Source organism: Streptomyces sp. NPDC087422, from assembly GCF_044744145.1.
Taxonomy (GTDB): domain Bacteria; phylum Actinomycetota; class Actinomycetes; order Streptomycetales; family Streptomycetaceae; genus Actinacidiphila.
On the sequence record NZ_JBIUXT010000004.1, the window covers coordinates 311,613 to 336,992 of the forward strand.

General features: G+C 73.7%; 22 protein-coding genes. 14 read left to right on the forward strand and 8 right to left on the reverse strand.

The window, feature by feature from the left end:
- Positions 1 to 19 precede the first annotated feature (19 nt).
- The 6 genes from ACIO6U_RS14645 to ACIO6U_RS14670 are packed head-to-tail and all read left to right on the forward strand — an operon-like array spanning position 20 to position 5,824.
- A complete protein-coding gene (locus ACIO6U_RS14645; RefSeq protein ID WP_355341416.1) occupies positions 20 to 871 on the forward strand; it encodes a 3-hydroxyacyl-CoA dehydrogenase NAD-binding domain-containing protein in 852 nt (283 codons plus the stop codon).
- 5 nt (positions 872 to 876) lie between these two features.
- Positions 877 to 1,137, forward strand: coding sequence for an acyl carrier protein (locus ACIO6U_RS14650; protein WP_188282225.1), 261 nt, complete (start codon positions 877 to 879; stop codon positions 1,135 to 1,137).
- 11 nt (positions 1,138 to 1,148) lie between these two features.
- On the forward strand, positions 1,149 to 2,315 hold the full coding sequence (locus tag ACIO6U_RS14655) for an acyl-CoA dehydrogenase family protein (protein ID WP_401718951.1): 1,167 nt from the start codon (positions 1,149 to 1,151) through the stop codon (positions 2,313 to 2,315).
- The gene (locus ACIO6U_RS14660) at positions 2,312 to 3,421 is read left to right on the forward strand and encodes an HAD-IIIC family phosphatase (RefSeq protein ID WP_355341410.1); all 1,110 of its coding nucleotides are present in this window, start codon (positions 2,312 to 2,314) and stop codon (positions 3,419 to 3,421) included. Before ACIO6U_RS14655 ends, ACIO6U_RS14660 begins: the two co-directional genes overlap by 4 nt.
- Positions 3,418 to 4,260 (forward strand): thioesterase domain-containing protein, encoded by an 843-nt coding sequence (locus ACIO6U_RS14665; RefSeq protein ID WP_355341408.1) that lies wholly within the window; start codon positions 3,418 to 3,420, stop codon positions 4,258 to 4,260. Before ACIO6U_RS14660 ends, ACIO6U_RS14665 begins: the two co-directional genes overlap by 4 nt.
- Positions 4,247 to 5,824, forward strand: a complete 1,578-nt coding sequence (locus ACIO6U_RS14670) for an AMP-binding protein (RefSeq protein ID WP_401718955.1) — start codon at positions 4,247 to 4,249, stop codon at positions 5,822 to 5,824. The genes ACIO6U_RS14665 and ACIO6U_RS14670 overlap by 14 nt, the downstream gene beginning before the upstream one ends.
- 134 nt (positions 5,825 to 5,958) lie before the next feature.
- Here ACIO6U_RS14670 and ACIO6U_RS14675 read toward each other — a convergent pair whose 3' ends face one another.
- From ACIO6U_RS14675 to ACIO6U_RS14705, 7 genes are all read right to left on the reverse strand, one after another.
- Entirely contained in the window at positions 5,959 to 9,786 is a 3,828-nt protein-coding gene (locus tag ACIO6U_RS14675) for an SDR family NAD(P)-dependent oxidoreductase (protein ID WP_401718958.1), read from the reverse strand.
- 9 nt (positions 9,787 to 9,795) lie between these two features.
- On the reverse strand, positions 9,796 to 10,551 hold the full coding sequence (locus ACIO6U_RS14680) for an ABC transporter permease (RefSeq protein WP_355341399.1): 756 nt from the start codon (positions 10,549 to 10,551) through the stop codon (positions 9,796 to 9,798).
- Positions 10,541 to 11,479 carry an ABC transporter ATP-binding protein gene (locus ACIO6U_RS14685; RefSeq protein WP_355341396.1) on the reverse strand — a complete coding sequence of 313 codons (939 nt, stop codon included), beginning with the start codon at positions 11,477 to 11,479 and terminating at the stop codon, positions 10,541 to 10,543. Before ACIO6U_RS14685 ends, ACIO6U_RS14680 begins: the two co-directional genes overlap by 11 nt.
- A gap of 103 nt (positions 11,480 to 11,582) precedes the next feature.
- On the reverse strand, positions 11,583 to 14,303 hold the full coding sequence (locus tag ACIO6U_RS14690) for a BTAD domain-containing putative transcriptional regulator (protein ID WP_401718962.1): 2,721 nt from the start codon (positions 14,301 to 14,303) through the stop codon (positions 11,583 to 11,585).
- A 62-nt stretch (positions 14,304 to 14,365) separates the two neighbouring features.
- A complete protein-coding gene (locus tag ACIO6U_RS14695; protein ID WP_355341390.1) occupies positions 14,366 to 15,637 on the reverse strand; it encodes a pyridoxal-dependent decarboxylase, exosortase A system-associated in 1,272 nt (423 codons plus the stop codon).
- A complete protein-coding gene (locus ACIO6U_RS14700; RefSeq protein WP_401718965.1) occupies positions 15,634 to 17,379 on the reverse strand; it encodes an acyl-CoA ligase (AMP-forming), exosortase A system-associated in 1,746 nt (581 codons plus the stop codon). The genes ACIO6U_RS14695 and ACIO6U_RS14700 overlap by 4 nt, the downstream gene beginning before the upstream one ends.
- Positions 17,372 to 17,650 carry a phosphopantetheine-binding protein gene (locus ACIO6U_RS14705; protein WP_355341384.1) on the reverse strand — a complete coding sequence of 93 codons (279 nt, stop codon included), beginning with the start codon at positions 17,648 to 17,650 and terminating at the stop codon, positions 17,372 to 17,374. The genes ACIO6U_RS14700 and ACIO6U_RS14705 overlap by 8 nt, the downstream gene beginning before the upstream one ends.
- 350 nt (positions 17,651 to 18,000) lie before the next feature.
- Between ACIO6U_RS14705 and ACIO6U_RS14710 the strand changes: the two genes are divergently transcribed.
- Positions 18,001 to 19,080, forward strand: a complete 1,080-nt coding sequence (locus tag ACIO6U_RS14710) for a hypothetical protein (protein WP_355341381.1) — start codon at positions 18,001 to 18,003, stop codon at positions 19,078 to 19,080.
- A 273-nt stretch (positions 19,081 to 19,353) separates the two neighbouring features.
- Here the strand turns inward: ACIO6U_RS14710 and ACIO6U_RS14715 are convergent, their stop codons facing one another.
- Positions 19,354 to 21,210 (reverse strand): condensation domain-containing protein, encoded by a 1,857-nt coding sequence (locus ACIO6U_RS14715; RefSeq protein ID WP_401718969.1) that lies wholly within the window; start codon positions 21,208 to 21,210, stop codon positions 19,354 to 19,356.
- Between the two features lie 280 nt (positions 21,211 to 21,490).
- On the opposite strand from ACIO6U_RS14715, the gene ACIO6U_RS14720 reads away from it, so the two are divergent.
- The 7 genes from ACIO6U_RS14720 (at position 21,491) to ACIO6U_RS14750 (ending at position 25,377) form a co-directional block, all read left to right on the forward strand.
- Positions 21,491 to 21,676, forward strand: coding sequence for a hypothetical protein (locus tag ACIO6U_RS14720; RefSeq protein ID WP_355342376.1), 186 nt, complete (start codon positions 21,491 to 21,493; stop codon positions 21,674 to 21,676).
- A 165-nt stretch (positions 21,677 to 21,841) separates the two neighbouring features.
- On the forward strand, positions 21,842 to 22,108 hold the full coding sequence (locus ACIO6U_RS14725; RefSeq protein ID WP_188284224.1) for a phosphopantetheine-binding protein: 267 nt from the start codon (positions 21,842 to 21,844) through the stop codon (positions 22,106 to 22,108).
- Positions 22,109 to 22,139: 31 nt separating this feature from the next.
- Entirely contained in the window at positions 22,140 to 22,763 is a 624-nt protein-coding gene (locus ACIO6U_RS14730; protein ID WP_355342379.1) for an acyl-CoA dehydrogenase family protein, read from the forward strand.
- Positions 22,760 to 23,896, forward strand: a complete 1,137-nt coding sequence (locus ACIO6U_RS14735) for an acyl-CoA dehydrogenase family protein (protein ID WP_401718974.1) — start codon at positions 22,760 to 22,762, stop codon at positions 23,894 to 23,896. The genes ACIO6U_RS14730 and ACIO6U_RS14735 overlap by 4 nt, the downstream gene beginning before the upstream one ends.
- Positions 23,893 to 24,450 (forward strand): hypothetical protein, encoded by a 558-nt coding sequence (locus ACIO6U_RS14740; RefSeq protein WP_401718976.1) that lies wholly within the window; start codon positions 23,893 to 23,895, stop codon positions 24,448 to 24,450. Before ACIO6U_RS14735 ends, ACIO6U_RS14740 begins: the two co-directional genes overlap by 4 nt.
- Positions 24,447 to 24,947, forward strand: coding sequence for a hypothetical protein (locus ACIO6U_RS14745; protein WP_355342388.1), 501 nt, complete (start codon positions 24,447 to 24,449; stop codon positions 24,945 to 24,947). Before ACIO6U_RS14740 ends, ACIO6U_RS14745 begins: the two co-directional genes overlap by 4 nt.
- Positions 24,940 to 25,377, forward strand: a complete 438-nt coding sequence (locus ACIO6U_RS14750) for a GNAT family protein (RefSeq protein ID WP_355342391.1) — start codon at positions 24,940 to 24,942, stop codon at positions 25,375 to 25,377. The genes ACIO6U_RS14745 and ACIO6U_RS14750 overlap by 8 nt, the downstream gene beginning before the upstream one ends.
- Positions 25,378 to 25,380 lie beyond the last annotated feature (3 nt).

Consider the following 25,380-nt stretch of genomic DNA (forward strand, 5'->3'; position numbering starts at 1 on the left):
CCAAGGAATCGGAGAGATCATGACCGTCGTAGGAGTTGTCGGTGCCGGGGTCATGGGCATCGGAGTCGCGCACAATCTGGCCCAGTCCGGTTACGAGACCGTCCTCGTCGACATCGACGAGCGGATTCTCACCGACGCCAAGGCGGCCATCAGCCGCAACTGCCGGCTCAGCCGCCTGATGGGCGGACCGGCCCTGGACCCCGACGAGATCCTGGGCCGGATCACCACCGCTGTCGGCGTCGAGGCGCTCGCCAAGGCCGACTTCGTGATCGAGAACGTCACCGAGAACTGGGAGATCAAGCGCGAGGTGCACGCCGAGCTGGACCGCGTGCTCTCCCCCGAGGCGGTCGTGATCGTCAACACCTCCGCGATCCCGATCACCCGCGTCGCCGCGGTCGGCACGCACCCGGAGCGGGTCGTCGGGGTGCACTTCATGAACCCGGTGCCGGCCAAGCCGGTCGTGGAGCTGATCCCCGGCTTCCACACCGCGCAGGAGACCGTCGAGGTCACCCGCCAGCTCCTCAGCGGCATGGGCAAGAAGGCGGTGGACGTCAAGGACGCCTCCGGCTTCGTCTCCAACCGGGTGCTCATGCTGACCGTCAACGAGGCCGCCTTCCTCGTCCACGAGGGCGTCGCCACCGCGGAGTCGGTGGACGAGGTGTTCCGCGGGTGCTTCGGGCACCCGATGGGTCCGCTGGAGACCGCCGACCTGATCGGCGTCGACACGATCCTCTACAGCGTCGAGGTGCTCTACGAGCACTACGCCGACAGCAAGTACCGGCCCTGCCCGCTGCTCAAGCAGATGACCGACGCCGGACTGCACGGCCGGAAGACCGGCCGTGGCTTCTACACCTACGACAACAAGGGATGACGACCATGTCCGAGAACACCACCGCCCAGACCAGCATCCTCTCCTTCATCGAGGCCCGCTTCCCGCAGGCCAGCATCGCCACCGACCAGGACATCTTCTCGCTCGGCTACATCAACTCGCTCTTCGCGATGGAGCTGGTGATGTTCATCGAGAAGACCTTCGGCCTCACCATCCCCAACGACGAACTGCGCATCGACAACTTCCGCACCGTCGAGGCCATGGCGGACCTCGTCGCCCGCCGGAGCGTCCCCGTCTCCGTCGACTGAGGAGCCAGACCATGACGAGCTTGACCACGGCGCCGCCCCTCGCGGCGGCGCCGGCGGGGGCCCGGATCACCCGGGACTCGGCACGCGCGTTCGTCGACACCCACATCATGCCGGTGGCCGACGTGTACGACCGGCGGGGCGCGGTCCCCGAGGAGTTGCAGGAGCGGATCGGCGAGGCGGGCCTGTGGGCCCCCTTCTACCCGGCCGCGCTGGGCGGCCAGGACCTTGACCTGGTGACGCTCGGTCAGGTGCACGAGGAGGTGGGCCGGGGATGTTCCTCGGTCAGGTCCCTGCTCACCGTGCACACCATGCTGTCGTGGGCGCTGCTCCGCTGGGGCAGCCCCGCCCAGATCGAGCAGTGGGCGCCGTCGCTGGCCACCGGCGCGGTGCGCGGCGCCTTCTGCCTGTCGGAGCCCGCAGGTGGCGGCAGCGACACCGCGGGCATCCGTACCACCGCCGTCCAGGAGAACGGCGGGTGGCGGCTCAACGGCCGCAAGAAGTGGATCACCGGTGGCCAACGGGCGGACCTGTTCCTGGTGTTCGCCCGCACCGAGTCCAGCGTGATCGCCCTGCTCGTACCGCGCCGGTCACCCGGCGTGCGGGTGATACCGGTGGAGGACGTGCTCGGCACCCGGGCCTCGCTCATCGCCGAGCTGGAGTTCGACGATGTGCGGCTCGATTCCGACGCGCTGTTGGGGCCCAGTTCGTTCGCCTCCGGCATGGTGCTCAGCGGAACCCTCGACCTGGGCCGGTTCTCGGTCGCCTCCGGTTCCGTCGGAATCGTCCAGGCGTGCCTGGAGGCGTCGGCGTACTACACCGCGCAGCGCACGGTCGGTGGCAGCAAACTCCGTGAACTCCAGCTCATCCGGGCGAAGTTGTCGGACATGGTCACCGATGTGCGGGCGGCCAGGCTGCTGTGCCACCAGGCCGGTGTGCTCAAGGACGCCGGGGACCCGGCGACCATCATGGCCACCTGGGTGGCGAAGTACTTCGCGTCCACCGCGGCGGCCCGGCACTCCACGGAGGCCGTACAGATCCACGGCGCCAACGGAATGAGCGCCGACTTCCCGGCCGCACGGCTGTACCGGGACGCGAAGGTCATGGAAATCATCGAGGGCAGCAACGAGATCCAGCGGATCACGATCGCTGACGAGGCATACCGGGAGTGGGCACTGTGAGCACGCTGACGCAACCGCCGGCCACCGCGCCGGCCACCGGCCCGGCGTCGCCGCCGGACGGTCCGTACCGCAAGCCCGCGCAGGGCAAGATCAAGTGCGTGGTGTGGGACCTGGACAACACGCTGTGGGACGGGGTGCTGCTGGAGGACGGCGAGGTCACCCTGCGCCCCGGCGTGGTGGAGCACATCCGCCGGCTGGACGCGCTGGGCGTCCTGCACTCCGTGGCGAGCAAGAACGACCACGACACGGCCATGGCGAAGCTGCGCGAACTGGGCCTTGAGGACCTGTTCCTGTACCCGCGGATCGGCTGGAACGCCAAGTCGGAGTCGGTCCGGCAGATCTCCGCCAAGCTCAATCTGGGGCTCGACGCGTTCGCCTTCGTCGACGACCAGGACTTCGAGCTGGCCGAGATGGAGTTCTCCGTCCCCGAGGTCACCCGGGTCAACGCGCTCGACATCGACACCGAGCTGAACCGGATCGAGTTCCGGCCGCGGTTCGTCTCCGACGAGTCGGCGCAGCGCCGGGCGATGTACCACAGCCAGCTCGCGCGGGACGAGATCGAGAGCGATTTCGTCGGCACCAACGAGGAGTTCCTGGCCAGCCTGGGCATGACGTTCACCATCGCCCCGGCGGCCCGCGAGGACCTCCAGCGCGCGGAGGAACTGACCATCCGCACCAACCAGCTCAACTCGACGGGCCGCACGTACTCGTACGACGAGCTGGACGCGCTGCGCGAGTCGCCCGACCACCTGCTGCTGGTGGCCACCCTCACCGACCGGTTCGGCTCGTACGGCAAGATCGGCCTGGCGCTGGTGGAGACCGGCGACCCGAACTGGCAGCTCCACATGATGCTGATGTCGTGCCGGGTGATGTCCCGCGGGGTCGGCTCGGTGCTGCTCAGCCACATCATGGAGCGGGCGCGGGAGGCCGGTGCGGGCCTGCGCGCGGACTTCGTGGAGACCGGCCGCAACCGGATGATGCAGATCACCTACGCCTTCAGCGGCTTCCGCGAGGTGGCCAGGGAGGGCGACCGGCTGGTGCTGGGGGCGGACCTGGACCAGATCCAGCCGCTGCCCGGCTATGTCGAGGTCGAGGTGACGCGATGACGACCGTGCTGGAGGCGGCGCCCGCCGCCTCGTGGCTGCCCTTCGCGGAGCAGCCCGGCTGCGCCGGCGTGCGGCTGTACTGCCTGCCGCACGCCGGGGGTTCGGCCTCGGCGTACCGTTCCTGGTTCGGCAGGCTGGGCCCGGTGTCGGTGCGCCCGGTCCAGCCGCCCGGCCGGGAGACCCGGCTGCGCGACACCCCGTACGACCGGATGGACCGGCTGGTGCCGGACCTCGCGGACGCCGTGCTGGCCGACACCTCCCCGGAGGGGGAGACGCGGCCGTACGCGGTGTACGGGCACAGCCTCGGGGCGCTGGTCGGCTTCGAGCTGGTGCGGGAGATCAGGCGCCGCGGCGGGCCCATGCCGGTGCACCTGTTCGTCTCCGGGTGCGCGGCGCCCGGCTCGCCCGACGACGGCGACCCGCCGGTGGCGGGGATGACGCAGGACGAGGTCGTGGCGCTGCTGCGGCGGATCGGCGGCACCCCGGAGTGGATGCTGACCGACCCGACGGTGCTGCGGATGATCCTGCCGCCGTTCCGCGCGGACTTCGGGGTCAGGGACTCCTACGAGTACCGGCCGCAGGCTCCGCTGAGCGTGCCGATCACGGCGCTCGCGGCCACCGACGACCCGCGCGCGGGCATCGCCGACGTGGCGGGGTGGCGCGACCAGACCACCGGGCGCTTCACCTCGCACACCCTGACCGGCGGGCACTTCGCGGTGCTGGAGCAGGCCGCGGTCACCCACCGCTACATCGACCGGGCGCTGCGCGGCACCTGGGGCCCGCAGCTTCCGGGCCTCGCGCCCATCCACCCGCAGGAGGCATCCGTTGTTCACCACTGAACCCGCGCGCCTGCCGTCGCGGCCGGGCGGGCCGCGACGGGAGGCCGGGGACCGGCCGCCGGGGACCGCGGGCGCCGCGGTCCCGGCGGGCCGGACCCTCACCGACTGGTTCCGGCACGGCCTGGCGCTCGACGGCGGGGCCGAGGCGCTGCGCGTCGGCTCCACCGCCGTCGACTACACGCGGCTGGACGCCGCCGCGCGGGCGCTCGCCGGGACCGTCGTCGCGGCGGTCCCCGGCGGGCGGCCCCGGCGGGTCGGCCTGCTGGCCTCCCGTACCGTGACCGCCTACGCCGGTCTGCTGGCCGCGCAGTTCGCGGGCGCGGCCGTCGTGCCGCTGCACCCCGGCTTCCCCGCCGACCGCACCGCCCGGATGATCACCGCGGCCGGTCTGGACGCGCTGATCGTGGACGAGCGCGGCGCCGCCGTGCTGCCGGAGCTGGCCGGGGTCCTCGACGGCGTCCCCGTCGTCGGGGAGCCGGGCGGGGAGCCGTTGGAGCAGCCGCTGCCGACGACGCCCGACGACATCGCGTACATCCTGTTCACCTCGGGCTCCACGGGCACGCCCAAGGGGGTGCCCGTGCTGCACCGCAATGTCGACGCCTATCTGCGCTTCGTGCACGGCCGGTACGGCTTCCACAGCGGGGACGTGTTCTCGCAGACCTTCGATCTCACCTTCGACCTGGCGATGTTCGACCTGTTCACCGGCTGGGGCAGCGGCGGCACCGTGGTGAGCGTGCCGCCGACCGCGTACGCCTCGCTGGAGCGGTTCGTCGCCGAGCAGGGCATCACGGTGTGGTTCTCCGCGCCGAGCCTGGTGTCGCTGCTGCGGCGGCGGCCCCGGGGGCTGCCCGCGGGCAGCATGCCGAGCCTGCGCTGGAGCCTGTTCTGCGGAGAGCCGCTGCTGGCCCACGACGCGCGGGAGTGGGGCGCTGCGGCGCCCGGCTCGGTGGTGGAGAATCTCTACGGCCCGACCGAGCTGACCATCTCGTGCAGTGTGCACCGCTGGGACCCGGTCACCTCACCGTCGTCGTGCGTCAACGACGTGGTGTCGATCGGCCGTCTGCACCCCGGTATGCGGGCGCTGCTGCACGAGCCCACCGAGGACGGCGACGGTGAACTGTGCGTCACCGGCGACCAGATGTTCCCCGGCTATCTCGACCCGGCCGACGACGAGGGCCGGTTCCTGGAGCACGGCGGCGAACGCTGGTACCGCACGGGCGACTTGGTACGACGGCTGCCCGGCGACGCCTTCGCGTATCTGGGTCGGCGCGACCACCAGGTGAAGATCCACGGGGTGCGCGTCGAACTGGCCGAGGTGGAGTGGGCGTTGCGCCGCGTCGAGGGTGTGAAGGAGGCCGTCGCGGTCGCCGTGGACGGCGAGTTGACGGCCTTCCTGCTCGGTGAGCGGCGGCCTCAGGCGGCCCTGGCCGAGGACCTGGCGGCCTTCCTGCCGCGCGCCCTGGTCCCCCGCCGCTTCGTCCAGGTCGAGGAGTTCCCGCTCAACGCCAACCGCAAGATCGACCGCAAGGCCCTCACGGCGCGCGCCGCGGCGGCCGACCGGTGACGGCGCCCCGCCACCGGGTGGCGGAGCCGGGCGTGCCGCACGGGACCACCGCGCGGACAGCACGCGCGGGGCGGCCGGCGCGGAAGGTCCGCGACGGCCGCCCCTGGCGGTACGGATGCCGGTACGTGCCGGTGTCAGCCCTCCACGAAGGACGCCAGACGGCGGACGGTGAAGTGCTCCAGCAGGTCGGTCGGGGCGAGGTCGCACGAGAGGGCCGCGCGGATGCGCGCCGAGAGCTCGACGGCGACGAGCGAGTGACCGCCCAGTTCGAAGAAGCCGTCATCCGCGCCGATTCCCTCCACCGCCAGGACCTGGCCCCAGATCTCCGCCAGCGCCGCCTCCGTGCCCTCGGCGGGCTCGGCGTACGGGGTGCGCAGCTTCGGCCGCGCGTGGCGCTGCCCGTCGTCGGCGGCCCGCTGCTCCGCCGACGTGCCGTCGCCGGTGACCCACTGGGCGAGCCGCGGGGCGAGCGGCCCGGAGGAGATCACCACATGGGCGAGCCGGTCGGCCGCCGCCAGCGCGCGCTCCAGCAGGGTCAGACCCTCCGGCACCGCCATCTCGTAGGCCCCGGCGGCCGGATCGCCGTGCGCCTCACGGCGCTCCGCGTCGGTCGCCCAGGTGTCCCAGTCGACGGTGATCCAGCGGCCCTCGCCGCGCAGCCGGGCCCTGCGGGCGTACGCGTCCAGCGCCGCGTTGGCCGCGGCGTGCGGACCGAACGTGACGCCGCCGAGCACCGCGGACAGCGAGGACACGGTGATCCTGCGGTCCTTGGCGCGGTCCCCGAGGACCGCCTGGAGGGTGTGGAAGCCGGCCACCTTGGGGTGCAGGTGCGCGGCGCGGTTCTCCCGGTCGGACAGGTGGGCGATCTCGAACCGGCTCGGGTCCCGCGTACCGGCCGCGTGCACCACCGCGTCGATGCCGCCGAACCGCTCGTCGGCCGCCCGGACGACGGCCCGCATCGCCTCCTGGTCGCCGACGTCCGCGCCCATGGCGATCACCTCGGCGCCGCGCGCTTCCAGATCCAGCACGTTCCTGATGTGCCGGGCGACCCGGTCGTCACCGGCCGACAGCTCCGGCCAGCGCTCACGCGGCGGGAGTCCGCCGCGCGAGGTCAGCACCAGACGGCAGCCGTGGGTCTCCGCGAGGTGCCGGGCCAGGGCCAGCCCGACGTCGCCGAGACCGCCGGTGATCAGCACCGTCTCGCCGTCGCCGAACACCGGACGCGCGGGGTCGGTCTCCTCCAGCGGGTGTGGCTGATAGGTCCGCGCCCACAGGTCGCCGGCCCGGACGGCCGAAGGCCCTTGGTGCGGGTGGACGATCGCGGCCAGCGTCTGGTCGACCGCCGCCGGTGTGCCGGCGCCCTCCGCCGGGTCCAGGTCGAGGTGACGGCACGACAGATGCGCGTTCTCCTGGCCGATGGTGGGGGCCAGCGCGGCGAGCGCCGCGTGCTCCGGATGCCGCAGATCGGTGCCGGTCACGGAGACGGCCCCGGCGGTCAGCAGGGTCAACTCGGCCTGCGCGGGCTCGGATTCGGCGGCCAGCACGCCGACCAGGCCGAGCGCGGAGTGCGTTCCCCGCTCCTGCTCCGCGGTGAAGTGCCCGGCGCCGTCGCCCTCGGGTGAGGCGAGCGAGAAGCCGTGCACGAGCGTGCGGGGCGCGACGAATTGCAGGGCCAGCAACTCCCCCAGATCCTCCGGGTGTTCGATGCGTACGGTGAAGTCCCCCGCCGCGTCCTGCCCGAACTCCCCGCCGGGCCTCGCCGTGACGACCTCGGCGCCGGCCACCGCCAGTCGGCGTACCAGCGCCTCGGCGCGCTCCTCGGCGGCCAGCACCAGCCACGGCCCGGCCGCGCGCAGCCGCTCGTCCAGATCGCGGGTGGGCAGCGGGCGTTGCCGCCACGCGGGCAGATACGACCACTGCGCGAGGTCGTCGACACGGCCCTCGGCCGGCGGCTTCTCACCGCGGGCTCCCGGCCGCGCCTCCACCCAGTGGCGGGTGCGGCGGAAGGGGTAGGTGGGCAGTTCGGCCCGCCGTCCCTCGCCCTTGTGCAGCGCGGCCCAGTCGATCGCGGCGCCCGCCAGCCACAGTCGGCCCACGGTGGTCACGAGCCAGCGCGCCGCCGACCCGGAGGGAGCGTCGGCCTCGGGGGCGACGGTGACGGTCTCGACGTGCCCGGTCCCGGTGTCACCGGCGGCCCTGATCCGCACGCCGATCGCCCGCAGCCCCTGTTCCAGGACGGCGGAGACGGCAGGGGAAGCGCCGCCCTCGGGGGTTCCCGGCAGCAACGAGGCCGCCGCGGCGGCCAGTTGGGACCGCCAGTCGGCCGGTGCCCGCTCCTCCTCGGCCAGCACCACGGCCGGGTCGTGCCGGGTGGTCTCGCCGTCCACCCAGCGGCCGGGGTCGCCGAGCGCGGCGACCGCGTCCTGGAGGTCGTCGCAGACCACGAAGCGGCGCAGTGCGAAGTGCCCGCGCGAGACCTGGAGGGTGTAGGCGACGTCGGCCGGGTCCACTTCGGGGTGCGCGGCCAGGTGGCCGCGCAGCCGCTCGGTGACCTCGTCGAGCGCGTCCTGGTCGCCCGCGGAGAAGGCCAGCAGGTGCGGTCCGGGGACGGCGGCGCGGGCGGTACGCGGCGGGGCCTGCTCGATGACGACGTGCGCGTTGGTGCCGCCCATGCCGAAGGAGCTGACTCCGGCCCGGCGCGGCTCGGGACCGGCCGGCCACGGCTGATTGTGCGGCAGTACGGTGAAGCGGTCGGAAGCGGCGGCCAGCGCGGGGTTGGGCTTCTCGAAGCCGGGGATGGCCAGCCGTACACCGTCGCGGACGCCGAGCGCGGCCCGGATCAGGCCGGTGACGCCGGAGGCCCGGTCCAGGTGGCCGACGGCCGGTTTGGCCGAGCCCAGCACGATCGGTGTCTGCGGTGTCGTCTGGAACACCCGTGACAGCGCGGTCAGTTCGATGCCGTCGCCGAGCGCGGTGCCGGTGGCGTGGCACTCCACGTAGCCGACGGACTCGGGCTTGACGTCGGCGACGTTCAGCGCGGTACGGATCACCGCGGCCTGTCCCTCGACGCCCGGTGCGGAGTAACCGACGCGCTCCTGACCGTCGTTGTTGACCGCGGAGCCCAGGATGACCGCGTGGATCACGTCGCCGTCGGCGAGCGCGTCGGTCATCCTGCGCAGCGCGACCACGCCGACGGCCGCGCCCATCACCGTTCCGTCGGCCGCCGCGTCGAAGCTGCGGACCGTGCCCTGCGGCGAGGTGATGCCGCCCGGGTGGTACATGTACCCGGTCGGCTGCGGCAGCGGCAGGAAGGCGCCGCCGGCCAGGGCCAGATCGCTCTCGAAGGTCAGCAGGCTCTGGCAGGCCAGGTGGACCGCGACCAGCGACGTCGAGCAGAAGGTCTGCACGCTCAGGCTCGGACCGCGCAGGCCGAGCTTGTACGCCACCAGGCTGGTGAGCGAGTCCCGTTCGTTGCCGACCGCGACCAACTGGCCGCCGCCGGGTTCGTCCATGACGTGCGCGACGTTGTCGAGCAGGTAGTCGGGGAAGGCGGAACCGCCGAAGACGCCGACCTGTCCCGGCGGGGCCACCGGCGGGTAACCGGCGTTCTCCAGCGCTTCCCAGGAGCACTCCAGGAAGAGCCGGTGCTGCGGGCCCATCGTCTCCGCCTCGCGGGGCGAGAAGCCGAACGCGGCGGCGTCGAAGTCGGCGATGCCGTCGACCGGCCCGCCCACCCGTACGTAGTGGGGGTTGGCGGCGGTCCGCGCGGAGACGCCTGCCGCGGCCAGTTCCTCGTCGGTGATCTCGCGCAGGCCGCTGACACCGGCCAGCGCGTTGCGCCACAGCGTGGCCACGTCCGGGGCGCCGGGGAAGCGGCCGGCCATGCCGACCAGGGCCACCGCGGAATCGTAGGCGTCGTACGCCTCGTCGGTCTCGTCCGTCTCGTCGGGTATGTCAGACACGATGTCTCCTCACAGCAGGTGGCTGCGGCCCCAGCCGCGAGAGAGCCGGTAGGTGGCGAAGGCGCCGCAGGCCACGCCGATCGCCAGGCAGACCAGCGCCGGGCGCAGCATCCGCGAGGCGTCGCCGTCGATGGCGGCGTGCAGCAGGGACATCGCCCAGTAGCCGGGCGAGGCCGGGGCGATGTGCTGGGCCCAGGCGGGCATCAGGCTGACCGGCACCAGGGCGCCGCCGAGCGCGCTGACCAGCATCGCGCCCAGGTCGGAGACCATGCCGAGGTCGCCGCGGCTGCGGACGACCGTGGCGAGCGCCGTGCCGAGGGCGAGCAGGGTGAAGCCCCACACCGCGACGGCCAGCATGATCCAGCCCAGGGTCGGCGGGACCGGCAGCCCGATCACCAGGCAGCCGAAGATCAGCAGCACGCTCTGCTGGAGCAGCAGGATCACGAAGGCCGGTACGGCCTTGCCCAGCAGGAGCTGGGCCCGTGAGGCGCGGGTGACGCGCAGCCGGTCCCAGGTGCGCCACTCGCGCTCGACCATGATCGAGTTGCCCACGATGGAGAGCGCGAAGACCGAGAACATCACCAGCGGCCCGGTGACCGCCTGGAGCGTGCCGGTCTTGAGCGCGGTCACGTACAGCGGTTTGAAGACCAGCATCAGCAGCATCGGCATCGCGATGTAGCTGATGAGCTGTCCGGGGTCGCGCAGCCGCAGCAGGGCGTTGTACTTGGCCATCAGGCCGGACCGGTAGAGGGATTCAGTCGACATCGAGCACCGCCAGGGATCGGTAGAGGTCGTCGAGGTCGGGCTTGCGGACGTCGACGGAGGTGACCGGCTGCCGCGCCTCGTGGAGCAGCCGCACCAGGGCGGCGGTCGGGTCGGTGGTGGACTCGTGGAGTTCGCTGCCGTCGGCCAGGACCACGCGGACCTCGCCGGGCAGGCCCTCCAGGAGCTGCGCGCTGGTGCCGCGGGCGACCACCCGGCCGCGCTTGGCGACGGCGATGGTCGCGGCCAGTTCGGTGAGTTCGGTCAGATAGTGGGTGGTGTAGACGACGGCGGCTCCGTCGGCGGCGCGGAGCTTGACGGTGTCGAGCAGCGCCTGGCGGGTCTCCGGGTCGGCGCCCGCGGTGGGCTCGTCGAGCAGCAGCAGGTCGGGGCGGTGGATCATGGCGACGGCCGCCTGCGTACGGCGCTGCTGGCCGCCGGAGAGCACACCGGCCGGGCGGTCGAGGAATTCGGTCAGCCGCAGCGCGGCGGACAGTTCGTCGATGGCGGACGTGAGGGCGCGGCGGCGCAGTCCCGAGAGGCCGCCGAAGAACTTCATGTGCTCGCGGACGGACAGCGGCGGGTAGAGGGCGATGTTCTGCGGGGAGACCCCGATCCGCCCGCGCGCCTTGGTGGGCTCCTCGCCGCCGATGCGGACGCCGCCGGAGTCGGCCCTGATGAGCCCGGAGACGATCTCGACGAAGGTCGACTTGCCCGCGCCGTTGTGGCCGACCAGTCCGACGATCTCGCCGCGGTGGGCGGTCAGTTCGAAGCCGTCGAGCGCCTGGACCTCGCCGTAGCGCTTGCTGAGTCCGGTCACTTCGAGCATGGCCCGGTCGCTGTCCTCACCGCTCCTGGCGGCCTGCCGGTCCGGCTTCCGCGACGGTTCGTCCCGCACTCCCGCCGGCGGCGAGGGGGTCCTCAAGCTCATTGCTCCTCCTGGGAATCGGTGTGCTGCCAGTGCAGAACGCGGTGGTCAGGACCGGTGGGCGCCGGGGCGGGGCACCCGTACCGCACGGGGTGGGGCGCCCGCGTCACTGCTCCTCCACCGATTCGGTACGCCGGCGGGTGGGGAAGGAGGCCGCCGGGCGGTGGCGGGGGGCCGTGGAGCGGGGGGCCGGGGTGGTACGGGCCGCGGGGGTGCCGGAGCCGCCGGTGCTGGCGGCCAGGCCGTAGCGGCGCTGGGTGGCCGGGACGCCCCAGGCGGAGGTCTCGACCGGCGTCGCGGGCGTCGATCCCGCGCCGCCGCGGCCGGGACGCGGGGTCCTGCCGTCGGCCGCTGCCCCGGTCTCGCGGGCCAGCCGCTCCAGCGCCTTGCCCGCCGCCTCGCGCCAGGAGTCGGCGCCGAGCCGTTCGAAGGCGCCGAGCGCGCCCCGCAGCCGGGCGGTGGCCTGCTCGTACCGGCGCTCGCGCAGGTCGAGCGTGCCGAGCGAGAACAAGATGGCGGCCTCGCCGAGGGAGTCCCCGGCGCGCTGCGTGGCGCGCAGCGCGTCGGTGCCCGCGGCCCGCCAGTCGTCGTGGGCCCGCTGGACCGCGGCCAGCGCACCGACCGCGACCGCCAGGTGCCAGCACGCCTCGGTCTCGTGGACGTCGGCCGCCTGCCGTACGGCGGCCAGCAGCGACTCGCGCTCGGTGCCGTACCACTCGCCGGGGTCGCTCAACACGGCCCGCAGCATGGGCAGTTCCATCGGCCAGCGGGTGGGGTGGTGGAGTTCGGCGGCCGGGGTGCCGCCCTGGCGCAGCAGCGCCTCGTCGGCCAGCGTCAGCCACGCGCCGAGCAGCCGCCGCCGCGGGGCCGACTCGTCCTGGTCCTCGGCCAGTTCCGCCAGGCACTCGGCGGCGTGCAGCCGGGTCAGGCCGCGCAGCCGGTAGCGGGCGGTGACGCCGCTGCCGCCGACCGGGTCGACCAGCCGGGCGTCGACCAGCGTCTCCAGCACGTCCACGGCCGACGCGGTCGCCACGTCGAGCAGCGGGGCCGCGGCCCACGCGGGGAACTCCGCCGTGGGCAGTCCGCCGAGCCGGGCGAAGAGCTGCCGTGCGGGCGCGGCCAGATGCTCGTAGGTGCCGCGCAGCGCGGCCCGGACGTCCAGGCCCTGGTGGAACAGCTCGTCCAGCCGGCGGCGTTCGTCGCGCAGCCGCGCGGTGAGCTGGGCCAGGCTCCAGTGCGGGCGGGCGGACAGCCGGGCGGCGGCGGCGCGCAGTGCCAGCGGCAGCCCGTCGCACAGCTCGGCCAGTTCGATCGCCTCGCTGGGCTCGGCCGCCACCCGCTCGCGGCCGGTCATCGCCGCGAGCAGTTCCACGGCCTCGGGGATCTGCGGCACTTCCAGCTCGACGGTGTACGTGTCGGCGGGCGCCGACAGCCTGGCGCGGCTGGTGACGAGCAGACCGCAGGTGGGGGTGCCGGGCACCAGGGGGCGCAGCAGCGTGACGTCGGCGGCGTCCTCGACGACCACCAGCATCCGGCGCTCGGCCAGCGCGCTGCGGTAGAGCGCGGAGCGGCCGTCCAGGGATTCCGGTACGGCGGCGGCGGTGAAGCCGAGCGCCCGCAGGAAGCGTTCCAGGACGTCGGAGACCTCGCGGGGACCTGCGCCGACCGGCAGCCTCGCGTACAACTGGCCGTCAGCGAAGGCCGGGGCGAGGGCGTGCGCGGCCTCGACGGCGAGCGCGGACTTGCCGACGCCCGCGCAGCCGGTGATCACGGCCATCGGCGCCGAGGGCGCGGACAGCCGGTCGGTCAGTTCCGCCAGGACGTCGGCGTGGCCGGTGAAGTCGGTGATCCGGGCCGGGAGCATCCGCGGCAGCGGCAGCGGCGCGGTCGCGTTGACGGTGGCGGGGGCGGCGGTCTGCGGGAGGTCCAGGTCGCCGGAGCCGTTGAGGATGGCCAGCTCCAGCTTGAGCAGCACCGGCCCCGGCTCGATGCCCAGCTCCTCGATGAAGGTGCGCCGCACCTGGTGGTACGCGGCCAGCGCCTCGGCCTGCCGCCCGCAGCGGTACAGCGCGGTCATGAGCTGCACGGCGGGGCGCTCGCGCAGCGGGAATTCGGCGGCCAGCGCGCTGATCTCGCCCAGCACCTCGTGGTGCAGGCCCAGACGCAGCTCGGCGTCCAGGCACTCCTCCAGCACCTCGAAGCGGCGCTCGGAGATCCGTACCAGCTTCGTCTGCACCACGGGGCTGTCGACCTCGGGCAGCGGGTCGCCGTTCCACAGGTCGAGCGCCTCGCGGAAGGCGGCGCGGGCGGCGGCGGGCCGCCCGTCGGCCGCGGCGGCCCGGCCGCGGGCCGCCAGCTCGTCGAAGACGTGCAGGTCCAGCTCGCCGGGGGCGAGGTCGAGGGTGTAGCCGAGGCCGTGCATGCGGATGCGCTTGCCGAGCCCGGCGCGCTCCATCCGCTGGCGCAGCGCCGACACGGCGGTCTGCACCTGGGAGCGGGCGGTCGCGGGCGGGGCGCCGCCCCAGACCGCGTTCACCATCGTTTCGAGTCCCACACCGCGGCCGGTCTCCAGCAGCAGCAGCGCCAGCACGATCTGCTGCCGCCGCGCCGTGACCGCCACCTGCTGCGAGCCGCGCACCTCGAGGGAGCCGAGTACCCGGAACCGGACCGCGGTGCCCACCGGGGCGGCGGGCGCCTGCCCGTCCACGGTGGGCTCACCCGTCAGGTCCGTTGTCGAGTCCGATGTCGAGTCCGCGGGCGGGTTCGCAGCCGGGTCCGGCGTGGGGTCCGCCGTGGCTCTGGCGGGGAGGGGTGATGCGATCGCCATGTCCGTCAGCCTTCCTTGCAACGTGAGGCTCGCGGGGCCCGGTGCCGCCGCGGCGGGTGGGTTCAGATCAGGACTTCGTGCGGTGCCGGATGGCCGAGGAAGCCGACCGGACTGGCCGTCAGGCCGTAGGCGCCCGCCTGGAACACCGCGATGAGGTCGCCGATCTCCGCGTGGGGCAGTGACACGTCCTTGCCGAGCAGGTCGAGCGGGGTGCAGAGGCAGCCGACCACGTCGACCGTCTCGGTGGCCGGGGCGACGGCGGAACCCACCACCGCGATGGGGTAGTTGCGCCGGATCGCGCGGCCCAGGTTGCCGGTGGCCGCGAGCTGGTGGTGCAGACCGCCGTCCACCACGAGGAAGGTGGTGCCGCGGGAGATCTTGCGGTCCACGACCCTGGTCAGATAGACACCGGCCTCGCCGACCAGATAGCGGCCGAGTTCGATGACGGTGCGCGCCTGCGGGAGCGCGGGGCGGATGACGGTGTCGAGGAGCTTGGCGAGGTTCTCGCCGATCGGCCCCAGGTCCAGGGCGCGGTCGCGGGCGGCGTAGGGGATGCCGAAGCCGCCGCCGAGGTTGAGGTAGCGCACCGGACCCGGCGCGTGCTCGGCCAGTTCCGTGACCAGTTCCACGGTGCCGCGCTGGGCGGCGCAGATGCTCTCGGCGTCGAGGTTCTGCGATCCGGCGAAGACGTGGAAGCCCTGGAAGTCCAGCCCGGCCGCGCCGATCCCGGCGAGCAGTTCCGGTGCCTGTTCGGCGTCCACCCCGAACTGCTGCGGTCCGCCGCCCAGCCGCATGCCCGAACCGCGCACCGCGAAGGGCGGGTTGACGCGCAGGGCGACGCGGGCGGTGATGCCGAGCTGTTCGCCCGCGAGCCGGACCCGGGCCAGTTCCGTGGCCGACTCCAGTTCCACGATGACGCCCGCGGCGACGGCCTGCCGGATCTCGATCGAGGTCTTGCCGGGTCCGGCGAAGCCGATCCGCTCGGCCGGGACGGTGGTGTCGAGCGCGGTGAGCATCTCACCGGCCGACGCCACGTCGAGGCCGTCGACCAGCGTGCTCATGTGGTGCAGCAGCGCGGGCATCGGATTGGCCTTGACGGCGTAGTTCAGCTCCACGCCGTCGGGCAGCGCCGCCCGCAGTTCCGCGACGCGGCGGCTGAGCAGGGAACGGTCGTAGGCGAAGAAGGGGGTGGAGCCGACGCGTTCGGCCAGCCGCCCCGCGGGCACCCCGCCGACGGCCAACTCGCCGTCCACGACGGTGAACCGGCCGTGCCGGCCGAAGCCGCCGAAAGCGTCGGCGCCCTCCGCGCCCTGACCCGGTGCCGCGCCGCTCATCGGTTGCCCTCCACGGTCCTGCGCAGCTCGACCCGGTCGAATTTCCCGTTCACCGAACGCGGCAGTTCGTCCAGGACGACCGTGCGGCGCGGCAGCATGTACGGCGGCAGCTCGCGGGCGAGCGCCTGGTGCAGCCGGGCGGTGTCGCAGGCCCCCGCGACAACCAGGACCACGTGCTGGCCGAGCCGTTCGTCGCCGACGCCGAGCGCGACCGCCTCGGTGACCAGGCCGCTGGCGTACACGGCCTCCTCGATCTCGGTGGGGCTGATCCGGTAGCCCGACGACTTGATCATGTCGTCGGTGCGGCCGACGAAGTACAGGAAACCGGCCTCGTCGCTGTAGACGGTGTCGCCCGACCAGACCGCCAACTCGGTGCCGCCGTACGGGACGGCGCCCGGCACCGGGCGGAAGCGTTCGGCGGTGCGCTCGGGGTCGTTCCAGTAGCCGAGGGCCACCAGCGCGCCGCGGTGCACCAGTTCGCCGTGCTCGCCGGGCACGCACGGGGTGCCGTCGGGGCGGAGCACCAGGATCTCGGCGTTGGGGATGGCCTTGCCGATCGAGTCGGGACGGCGGTCGGTCTCGTCCGGGTCGAGGTAGGTGGAGCGGAACGCCTCCGTGAGCCCGTACATCAGATACGGCCGGGCCTGCGGGAAGATCTCGCGGAGCCGGCCCAGGGTGGCGCGGGGCATCCGGCCGCCGGTGTTGGCGAAGTACCGCAGCCGCGCGGTCGCCTCCCGCGGCCACTGCTGGGCGGCCAGTTGCAGCCACAGCGGCGGTACGCAGGTGAGCGCGGTGACGCCGTGGCGGGCGCAGAGCCGTACCACCTCGCGCGGCAGCAGGTAGTTGGTGAGCACCAGGTGGGCCCCGGCGATCAGGGTGGTGGTGAGCTGGCTGAAACCGGCGTCGAAGCTGAACGGCAGCGCGGCCAGCACCACGTCGTCCTCGGTGTGCCCGAGGTAGGAGGCGACGCTCTCGGCCCCGGCGAGCAGATTGCGGTGCGAGAGCACCACGCCCTTGGGGCCGCCGGTGCTGCCCGAGGTGTAGAAGACGGCCGCGACGTCGCCGTCCACGACGGCGTCGGCGCCGGGCACCGGCAGCGGCCCGTGCTCGCGCAGCCGCTCCCACGGCACCGCGGTCCAGCGGTCGTCGGCCGGGAGCACGGTGCCGGTGTCGCCGATCAGCACCAGGTGGCGGACGGTGGTGTCCGGCGGCAGCGCCGCGCGTACGGTCTCCAGCCGCTCGGCGGTGGTGACCAGCGCGGTGACCGCGCAGTCGGTGGTGATACCGGCCAGGTGGCGGCCCTTGAAGAGCGGGTTGACCGGGACGAAGACGGCCCCGGCCGCGGAGACCGCGAGCATCGACACGACGGTCTCGACGCGCTTTTCCGCGTAGACCGCGACGCGGTCGCCGCGCCGCACGCCCAACCGGTGCAGGCCGTAGGCGACTTCGGCGACCTGCTCGGCGAGTTCGCCGTAGCTGACGGTGCGGTCCTTGAAGGTCAGCGCCGGTCGGTGGGTCGCGCCGCGCGCGATCAGCCGGTCCAGGCGGGTCAGCGGCGCGGCGACCCGGCGGGCGGCCACCGCCGCCCCGTGGGGCGCCGTGCCGTTCGTGGACGGCGCACTTGTCGCCGTGCCGTTCGCCGTGCCGTTCGTCGCCGTGCCGTTCGTCGCCGTGGCGTGTGCTGTCGTCCGGCCCGTCGTCGGTTCGCTCACCGCCGACGCGCTCACCGTCGGCTCACTCATGGCCGGCCGCGAGTTCCGGCGTGACGAAGTCGGCGACGGTCGCCCACAGCGAGCCGACCGTGGCGAAGGTCTCCTCGGTCAGCAGCTCGTCGTCCAGCTCCACCCCGAAGTGGTCCTCCAGGTCCGCGAGAAGCTGCACGACGCCCATCGAGTCCAGCCCCAGCGCGGCCAGATCGGCGTCCGCCGTCAGCTCGTCGCCCTCCGCGTACGGCAGGCGGGGCAGCAGGACGTCCTGAAAGGTGCGCGGTATCTCCCGCGTCGTCTCGGCCATGGTGATCGGTCCCCTTGTCTTCGTCCGGTCTTCGTCTTCGTCCGGGGCGCGGGACCCACCCGCGCACAGATGTCACTTGACCGCCGGCCGCTCTCGAACCGCCATCGCAGCGCTCTCGCCCGGCCCCTCGGACGAGGTGACGCGGGTTCCCGGGGCGATGGCGCGGCCCCCGGCGGCGGTCCCCGGACAGTGGGCCGATAGCGGATCGATAGCGCGCCGGGAGCCGGTATCCGGGGGCGGTGAGCGGAACGAGGGCGGCGTGATGGCGGCCCGACGCACCATGGGCGGAGCACGAACGGAACCTGACCCGCCGCGGCACCGCATTGATCCACGAAGGGGAGGCACCCTCCATGCTCACGGGGATATCCGACCTCGCGCCGACACCGGACCGCCCGCCGGAACACCCGCGTCCCGCGGGATACGACCGGCACCCGGCCGGCGGCCACGACAGCGGCGATCTCGTCGCGGTCTACCAGTACGCGACCCGCAGCGGCGCCGTCACCCCCGGCTCGATCGACCTGGTGGCGCTCGAACTCGGCCTGTCCGCGGGGGAGGTGTTCGCCGCCGCCGCACGGCTGGTGGAACTGCGGCTGCTGCGCACCGACGAGACGACCGGCACCGGTCTCGTACCGGTGGACCCGCACTCCGCGGCGACCCAGCTCACCTCGCCGATCGAGCGGGCCATCCTCCAACAGCGCGAGCTGGCCGACCGGTTGCGCGCCAGGATCGACTCCATCGCGGGCGGTCCGGGCGGCGCGGAAGGGCCGCTCGGCGTCATCGACACCGTCGAGGGCGAGGCCGAGATCCGCGGCCTGCTGCGCCTTGCGGCCGGTGACTGCGCCACGGAGGCGATCGTCCTGCGCCCCGGTCACGACGCGCGGATCGCCCCGGACGACCTCTTCGACGCCTGCTACGACACACTCGGCACGGAGATCGACGTACGGGTGCTCTCGCCGCACCGCGACCGCGCCGACTTCGCCTCCCGCGCCCGCGCCAAGAAGCTGACGGAACGCGGCGCGTCGATCCGCACCATCCGCTCCGTGCCGCAGACGGCGGTGGTCTTCGACCGCGCGCTGGCCGTGGTGGTCACCGCGGGCGAGGCGGGCGGACCGCCCACCGCGCGGCAGGTCCGCGACGAGACGATGATCCGGTGCATGGTCGACATGTTCGACCTGCTGTGGGACGGCGCCGCGCCCTTCGCGATGGAGGAGGCGGGCTACGCGGAGGACATCAACGACGACCTCCAGCGCTCCATCGCCCGGCTGATGGCCCAGGGCCTCACCGACGAGGTCGTGGCCCGCCGCCTGGACATGTCGGTCCGCACCTGCCGCCGCCACATCGCGGCCCTGCTGCGCAGCCTGGGCTCGGTCAGCCGCTTCCAGGCCGGCGTCCAGATCGCCCAGCGCCTGTCCCTGGAGGAGGCCGCCTGAACCCGCCCCCCGCACACCCGTCCCCGACCCGCACGGCGGCGGCCGACCCCCACCGGGGTCGGCCGCCGCCGTGGGTTGCGGGGGCGGCGTGCGCGGGCCGGTCCCGGATGTCACGGGCGCGGTACGGCGGCGCGCGGAACGGCGGTACGGCGGAGCGGTCCCGACATGGCCGCGAGCGGTACGGCGGAGCGGTCCCGGCATGGCCGCGCCGCCCTCGCCGCGGGTGGTCCGTGGCGAGGGCGGCGCGGTCGACAGCGGCCGGGCGGAAGGGTGTCAGGCCGGGGTCAACTCCGGGGTCGGCTCCTGGACCGGGGTCAGTCCGTGGGCCAGGCCCGACAGCGGCCGGGTGCCGCCGAGCTGGTTCAGATCGGCGCCCTCCCAGCCGCGGGCGCGCAGCTCGGTCAGGACCCGCGGCGCGCGCAGCATCCGGCCGCCCGCCACCGTGTAGGAGGCGTCGAGGTCCACGGCGGCCAGCCCGTTGACCTCGGCGACGACGGCGGCCAGCGCGTCCGCGGCCACCGCTTCCGTACGCGCCGCGCGGGCGCCCTCCCCGGCCGTCACCCGGAAGAGGTCGGGGCGGCGCGCACCGGGCAGCGCGGAGCCGGTGTCCAGGCAGTGCAGCCGCAACTCCCGCTCGTCCAGGGGCCGTTCCGTGGTGACCTCGGCGAGCAGCCGGCCGTCTTCCACGGACACCCGCGCGGACCGTACCGCCGGATGCGCCAGCAGCACGCGCTCGGTCGCGTCCAGGTCCACCGCGTCGGGTCCGAGCCGGGCCAGGCGACGCGGGGCGGGGGCGGCGAAGTCGAAGAGCGCGGCGGCCTCGTCGAGCCGCAGGTCGACGGCCGCGTCGCGGTGCGCCTCCAGCAGCCGCCCGTACCCGCGCAGGAAGTGCTCGACGGCCGCCGCGTCCATCACGTCCGCCCGCGCGTTGAGGCCGACGGTGACCCCGTCGTCCCACTCCCCGACCCGCAGATAGGTGTCGGTCTCGGACAGCGCCCACGCGGTCGGCTCCGGTGTCCGCAGGAGGCGCTCCTTGCGGGTGCCGCAGCTCTTCGTCCCGTGGTTGAGGAAGTTGACCTCGGAGGAGGTCCTGATCGGCGCGCCGCGCCGGAAGGCGTCCTGGGCGACCAGCTCCACGATCTCGTCGTACGGCGCGTACGCGTGCTCCTGCGCCGTCTCCAGCGCGGCGGCGACCCGCGCGACCACCTCGGCGAATCCGGGGTCGCCGCCGAGGTCGACCGAGACGAGCGCCGGCGAGAACATGCACGTCAGCACGGACATCCGGGGTCCGTCCTGGCGGTGGCTGGTCAGCCAGCGGTGGGTGACCGTCCGCTCCCCGGTGTACGTGGCCATGGCCACCGCGTACGCCGCCAGGTGCACCGCGGAGGGCCACACCCGCAGCCGGGCGGCGATCTCGCGGACGGCGGGGAGCAGCGCGGGCGAGGTGAGCGTCGCCCCGAAGGCGGCGACGCCGTCGGGCACGGCCGGCTCACGGCGCCGTACGAACATGTCGGCGGGCAGCTCGGGCACCGCCCGCTGCCAATAGCGCAGCATCTGCGCCCGCTCCGGCGACGGCCGCGCCTCGATGGCGGCGAGGTCGGCGGGCTGGTACGCGACCGGCCCCAACTGCGCCCGGCGGCCGGTGGCGAGCGTGCCGAGCAGTGCCTCGAAGTCGCGCTGGAAGAGCTGCATGCTCCAGTCGTCGAAGGCCGTGTGGTTGAGGACGAGCGCCAGCGTGCGCGGCACTCCGCCCGTGGTGACCGCGCAGGCCCTGATCGGCCACTCGCGTTCCGGGTCGAACTCGGTGCTGGACATCTCGGCGATGACCGCCGCGGGTCCCGGCGTACCGTCCTGCTCGGTGGCGGCCACCAGCAGCGGCATCGGCCCCGGCGGCTCGACCCGCTGTCTCGGGCCCGGCCTGGCGTGTGCGTCGAAGACCGTGCGCAGCCCCTCGTGCCTGCGCACCAGATAGGCCAGCGCGGACCGCAGGCCCGTCAGGGAGAGTCCCTGCGGCAGCGGGTAGTTGGTGACGATGTGCGCGTCGTGACGAGCGCCCGCGGGCACCTGCTGGTACCTCAGCCAGTGGTACCGCTGCCCCCAGCAGAGGTCCGCGCTTCTCACCTCGGGCATCCCGCCCTCCTTCCAAACCGTGAGTGGGACCGGCCCGGCCGCATTCGCGCGGGCCCGTGAATCACCTCCCAGCATCAGGCCCGAACGGGAATAACGGCAGCGTTTCACGGTGGCCGCTTGTTGACGGCAAAAAGCTGCCATCGGGATTCGACCCGGTGCAACCCGGCAAGGGTTGACGGGAGTTGCGCCGTCCGGGAATCTCATGGTGTCGGAGAAACCAGATCCGGCATCCGGGGCCCACTCCGGTCCCGAATTTCCTTACATGGAAGGTGTGGTTCCTTTGTCCAAGACCGCCGTGAAGGCCGCCGTCAAGGCCGCGTCCAAGGCCGCCAGCAAGGCTGCCGTCAAGGCCGCTGACAAGTCGGCGACCAAGGCCGCGTCCAAGGCGGCCAGCAAGGCCGCGAGCAAGGCCGCGTCGAAGGCGGCCGTCAAGGCCGCGGTGAAGGCCGCGTCCAAGGCCGCCTGATCTCGGACCTGCAACATGTCTGAGCTCACGGCCGTGTGACGTCCGTCGCCGGCAAGGCGCCGCGTCCGCCATCAGGCGGCCGGCGCCCTGCCGGCGGGCAGCCCTCCCCCAGGGCCGGACGGCCGACCGCTCGGGCCCACTTCTCCCAGGGAAGGGGAAAGTCCGGTGGAACACGCCGAGATTATCGAGCACCTTCAGCATTCCCTCTCCGTGATCCTGGACCGGCCGCTCCCCGAATTCAGCGCGGATACCAGGATTCTCGAAGACCTGGAGATCGACTCCATGCGTTTTGTCGAACTCCTCATGAGCCTTGAGGACACCATCGGCCTCGAAGTCGACCCCGACACTCTCGAACCCGAGGTATTCCAGTCCGCAGGCTCCTTTGCCGACTACATCAAAATCCGGCTGGACCTCACGCGGGTCGCCGGTTAGCCGAACACGGCACGGCCCAACGGAGGATTCGATGAGGGACACGCTCGTGGCGTGTGAAGCGGCGGCCCATGACGGCGGGTTCACGCCCGGCCTGGAGCTGGCGCTGCGCACGGTGGAGGTCGGCGCTCCCGCGGGACGCGTCGCCGCTTTCCCGGCGGGCCGGGTGCCCACGGGCGCCGAGGTCGTGCCGCACCGCCTCGCGGAAATGGAGGGCGTCGCCTTCGTGGCGTGGCCCCACCGGCCCGCAGAATCCGCCGCACCGGCCTCGTACGACGGGCCCGACGACCGCCGCACCGTATTCGCCGCGCTGCTCGGCGCGGTACGGGTGGGCGTGTCCCGCAGGCTCCTCGACGACGCGGTCGCCCACCTGTCCGGACGGGTGGGCGGCGGCGAGCCCCTGATCCGCAAACAACTCGTGCTCGGCACCGTCGCCGACGTCATGACCGCACTCGACGCCGTACGCCAACTCCTGCTCGTCGCCCACCGCGTCCCCGCGGCCGTGGCCGACGCGCACGACCGGATCACCGCGCTCGACTGGGACACCGCCAAGCTCTTCGGGGCCTCCGGTTACCTCGCCGACGGACCGGTGCGCGCCGCGTACGTCGGCCGGCTCGCGGCGGACTGCTGGACCGACCGGGAGGACGTACAGCCATGATCCCCCTCGACACCCCGCTGCGGGAGCTGCGCGAACAGTGCCGGGAAGCGGGCCGGGAACTGCGCGCCCACGCCCTGGCCGTCGACGCCGACCCGGCCGGCACGGCCCACCTCGACCTGCCCGTCATGGCGCTGGTCAGGTCCGCCTCCACCCCCAAGGACTACCGCACCGGCTCCGCCGTGGACGACGGCGGCTACTCCGACACCTGCCTGTCCCGCGTGGTCGCCAGCGTCGAACTGGCCCGCGGCGACGCGGGGGTGCTCAGCGCCAACACCGGTCCCTCCCTGGCCGGCGTCGCTGTCGACACCCTGGGCAACGAGGCACAGCGCGAACTGTTCTACGACACCATCGCCGACGGTCGCGCCTGGACCTTCTTCGGCATGACGGAACCGGAGCACGGCACCGACGCCACGGCGATGGAGAGCAGGTTCGACGCGGCGGGCGACCCCGCCGACGGTTACCTGCTCTCCGGCTCCAAGCGCTATGTCGGCAACGCCTCCCGGGGCGCGATCGGCGTGGTCTTCGCCAGGACCGGCCGCAGCCCGCTCTCCATCCGCGGCGCGCTGATCCGGCAGCCCGCGCCCGGCTTCAACGGCGAGCCGCTGGACATGATCGGTCTGCGCGGCGCGCGGATCTGCCGGCTGGACCTCGACGAGGTGCCCGTGCCGCGCGAGATGCTGCTCGGCGCCCACCTGCCCGCCTCCCGGCGCGGTCTGTGGGGGATCAGCAGGACCTTCAACGCGATGCGGCTCCAGATCGCCGCGCTGGCCCTGGGCACCGCTCTCGGCACCCGCGACTACGTGACCGAGCAGCGTCCCGGCTGGTCGGGGCACGAGGTGGTCTCCGCCCGGCTCGACGCGGCCACGGCGCTGCTGTACGAGTCCGCGGCGGCCGTCGACCTCCAGCCCGACGTCGTACGGCCGCCGTCCATGGCGAAGCTGCACACCACCGATCTGGCGGTGCGCACCACGCACTGGGCGGCCCGGGCGCTCGGCCCCGGCGCGCTGATCGAGCACCCGCTGCTGGAGAAGTGGAGCCGGGACGTGCTCGCCTTCGAGTTCATGGAGGGCACCAGCAACATCCAGCGGCTGCACATCACCCACGACCTGGCTGCGCGGAAGGGACGGACATGACCGCCACGGACCTGACGGCGCGCCCGGCCACGGCGTCCGTCCCCGCCCCCGCGACAACTCCCGCGCCCGCGTCCTTCGCGTGGTCCGCCCGGCCGGTCACGGAGGCCGACCACGACGCCGTACTCGACCTCTTCACCGAGTCCGACTTCTACTTCCGCACCGCCCGCCCCGCCACCCGCCCGCAGTGGGAGATCCTCGCGCTGCTGGACGAGGACACCCGGCTGCTGAGCGCCGACGGACGGCCCGTGGGCCTGTACGCCCTGGAGGCGATGGGCGCCGAGCACGCCTGCCACTACGTGCTGCACCTGCGGCTGACCTCCCGGCTGCGCACGGACGCCTGGGCGTCGGCGTACCGCGAGCTGGTCCGGGCGCTGCGCTGGCAGCGCGAGGTGGTCCGACTGGCCGTCGTCGTCCACGAGTTCGACGACCGGGGCCTGACCGCCGCCCGCCTGGCGGGCTTCACCGAGGAAGGCGTCCTGACCGGACACGTCGTCCACGACGGACACCGCCGCGGTTCCGTCTTCCTCTCCCGGATCTGGGAGCCCACGTCATGATGCTGCGCGGATACCGGGGCGCCGACCTGCCCCTGCTCACCGGCCACTGGCTGCCGGGCGAGCTGCTCGGCCTGTCCGTGCCCGGCAGGCCCGTCCTGGCGGAACCGGCCCGGGTGCCGGCGCCGGAAGGTCCCGGCGAGGACGGAGCGCCGGGCCAGGACGACGAGTTGTGCGTCGTGCCCGGCACCGGCTTCGTCCGGCTCGCCGCCCTGGACTGGGTGCACCGCAGGGCGCGGCTGGAGATCGGTCTGCGCTCCGGCGCGGAGACCAGCGCGGAGCCGCTGCTGAAGGCCGCCCTCGACCACGCTTTCCGGGTGCTCGGCCTGAGCCGGGTCTTCGGCTGGGTCACCCCGGCCGTGCCGCTGCCCGACGGGCTCCCGCGCGACGCCCTGCTGCGTGACGCGGGGCTGAGCCCGGAGGCCGACATCCCGCGGGCGCTGTGGCTGGACGGCCGCCCGGTGGCCCGACAGATCTGGGGAGCGACCCGCCATGGCTGACCTGACCCTGCTCGGCACCGCCGAGGCCGCCGCGCGGCTGAGCGCCGCGCCGCAGGCCGCCCGCGGCTTCCTCGGCCTCGACCCGGTCACCCAGAACGGCCCGCTGCTCGCCCGCGAGCTGGCCCGCACCGGAGCGCAGGTGCTCCAGGCCGGGGACGTGCTGCTGGGATACGTGCCCAACCCCGCGCAGCCGCGCCAGGGTTGGGTCGCGACCACGTCCGCCGACCCGGAGCCGCTGGCCGCCCTGCTCGCCTTCCTGCGCACCTACCGCCGGTGCACGTCGTATGTCGCCGAGGTCCCCGACGGCTCACCGGCCGTGCCCGCGCTCGAAGCCTGCGGCTTCACCGGCGCCGGCCGGCTGCCCGGCCATGTCTTCCACACCGGCGGCTACCACGACGTGCTGGTCTACTGCGCCACCGAGGAGGGCTGACCC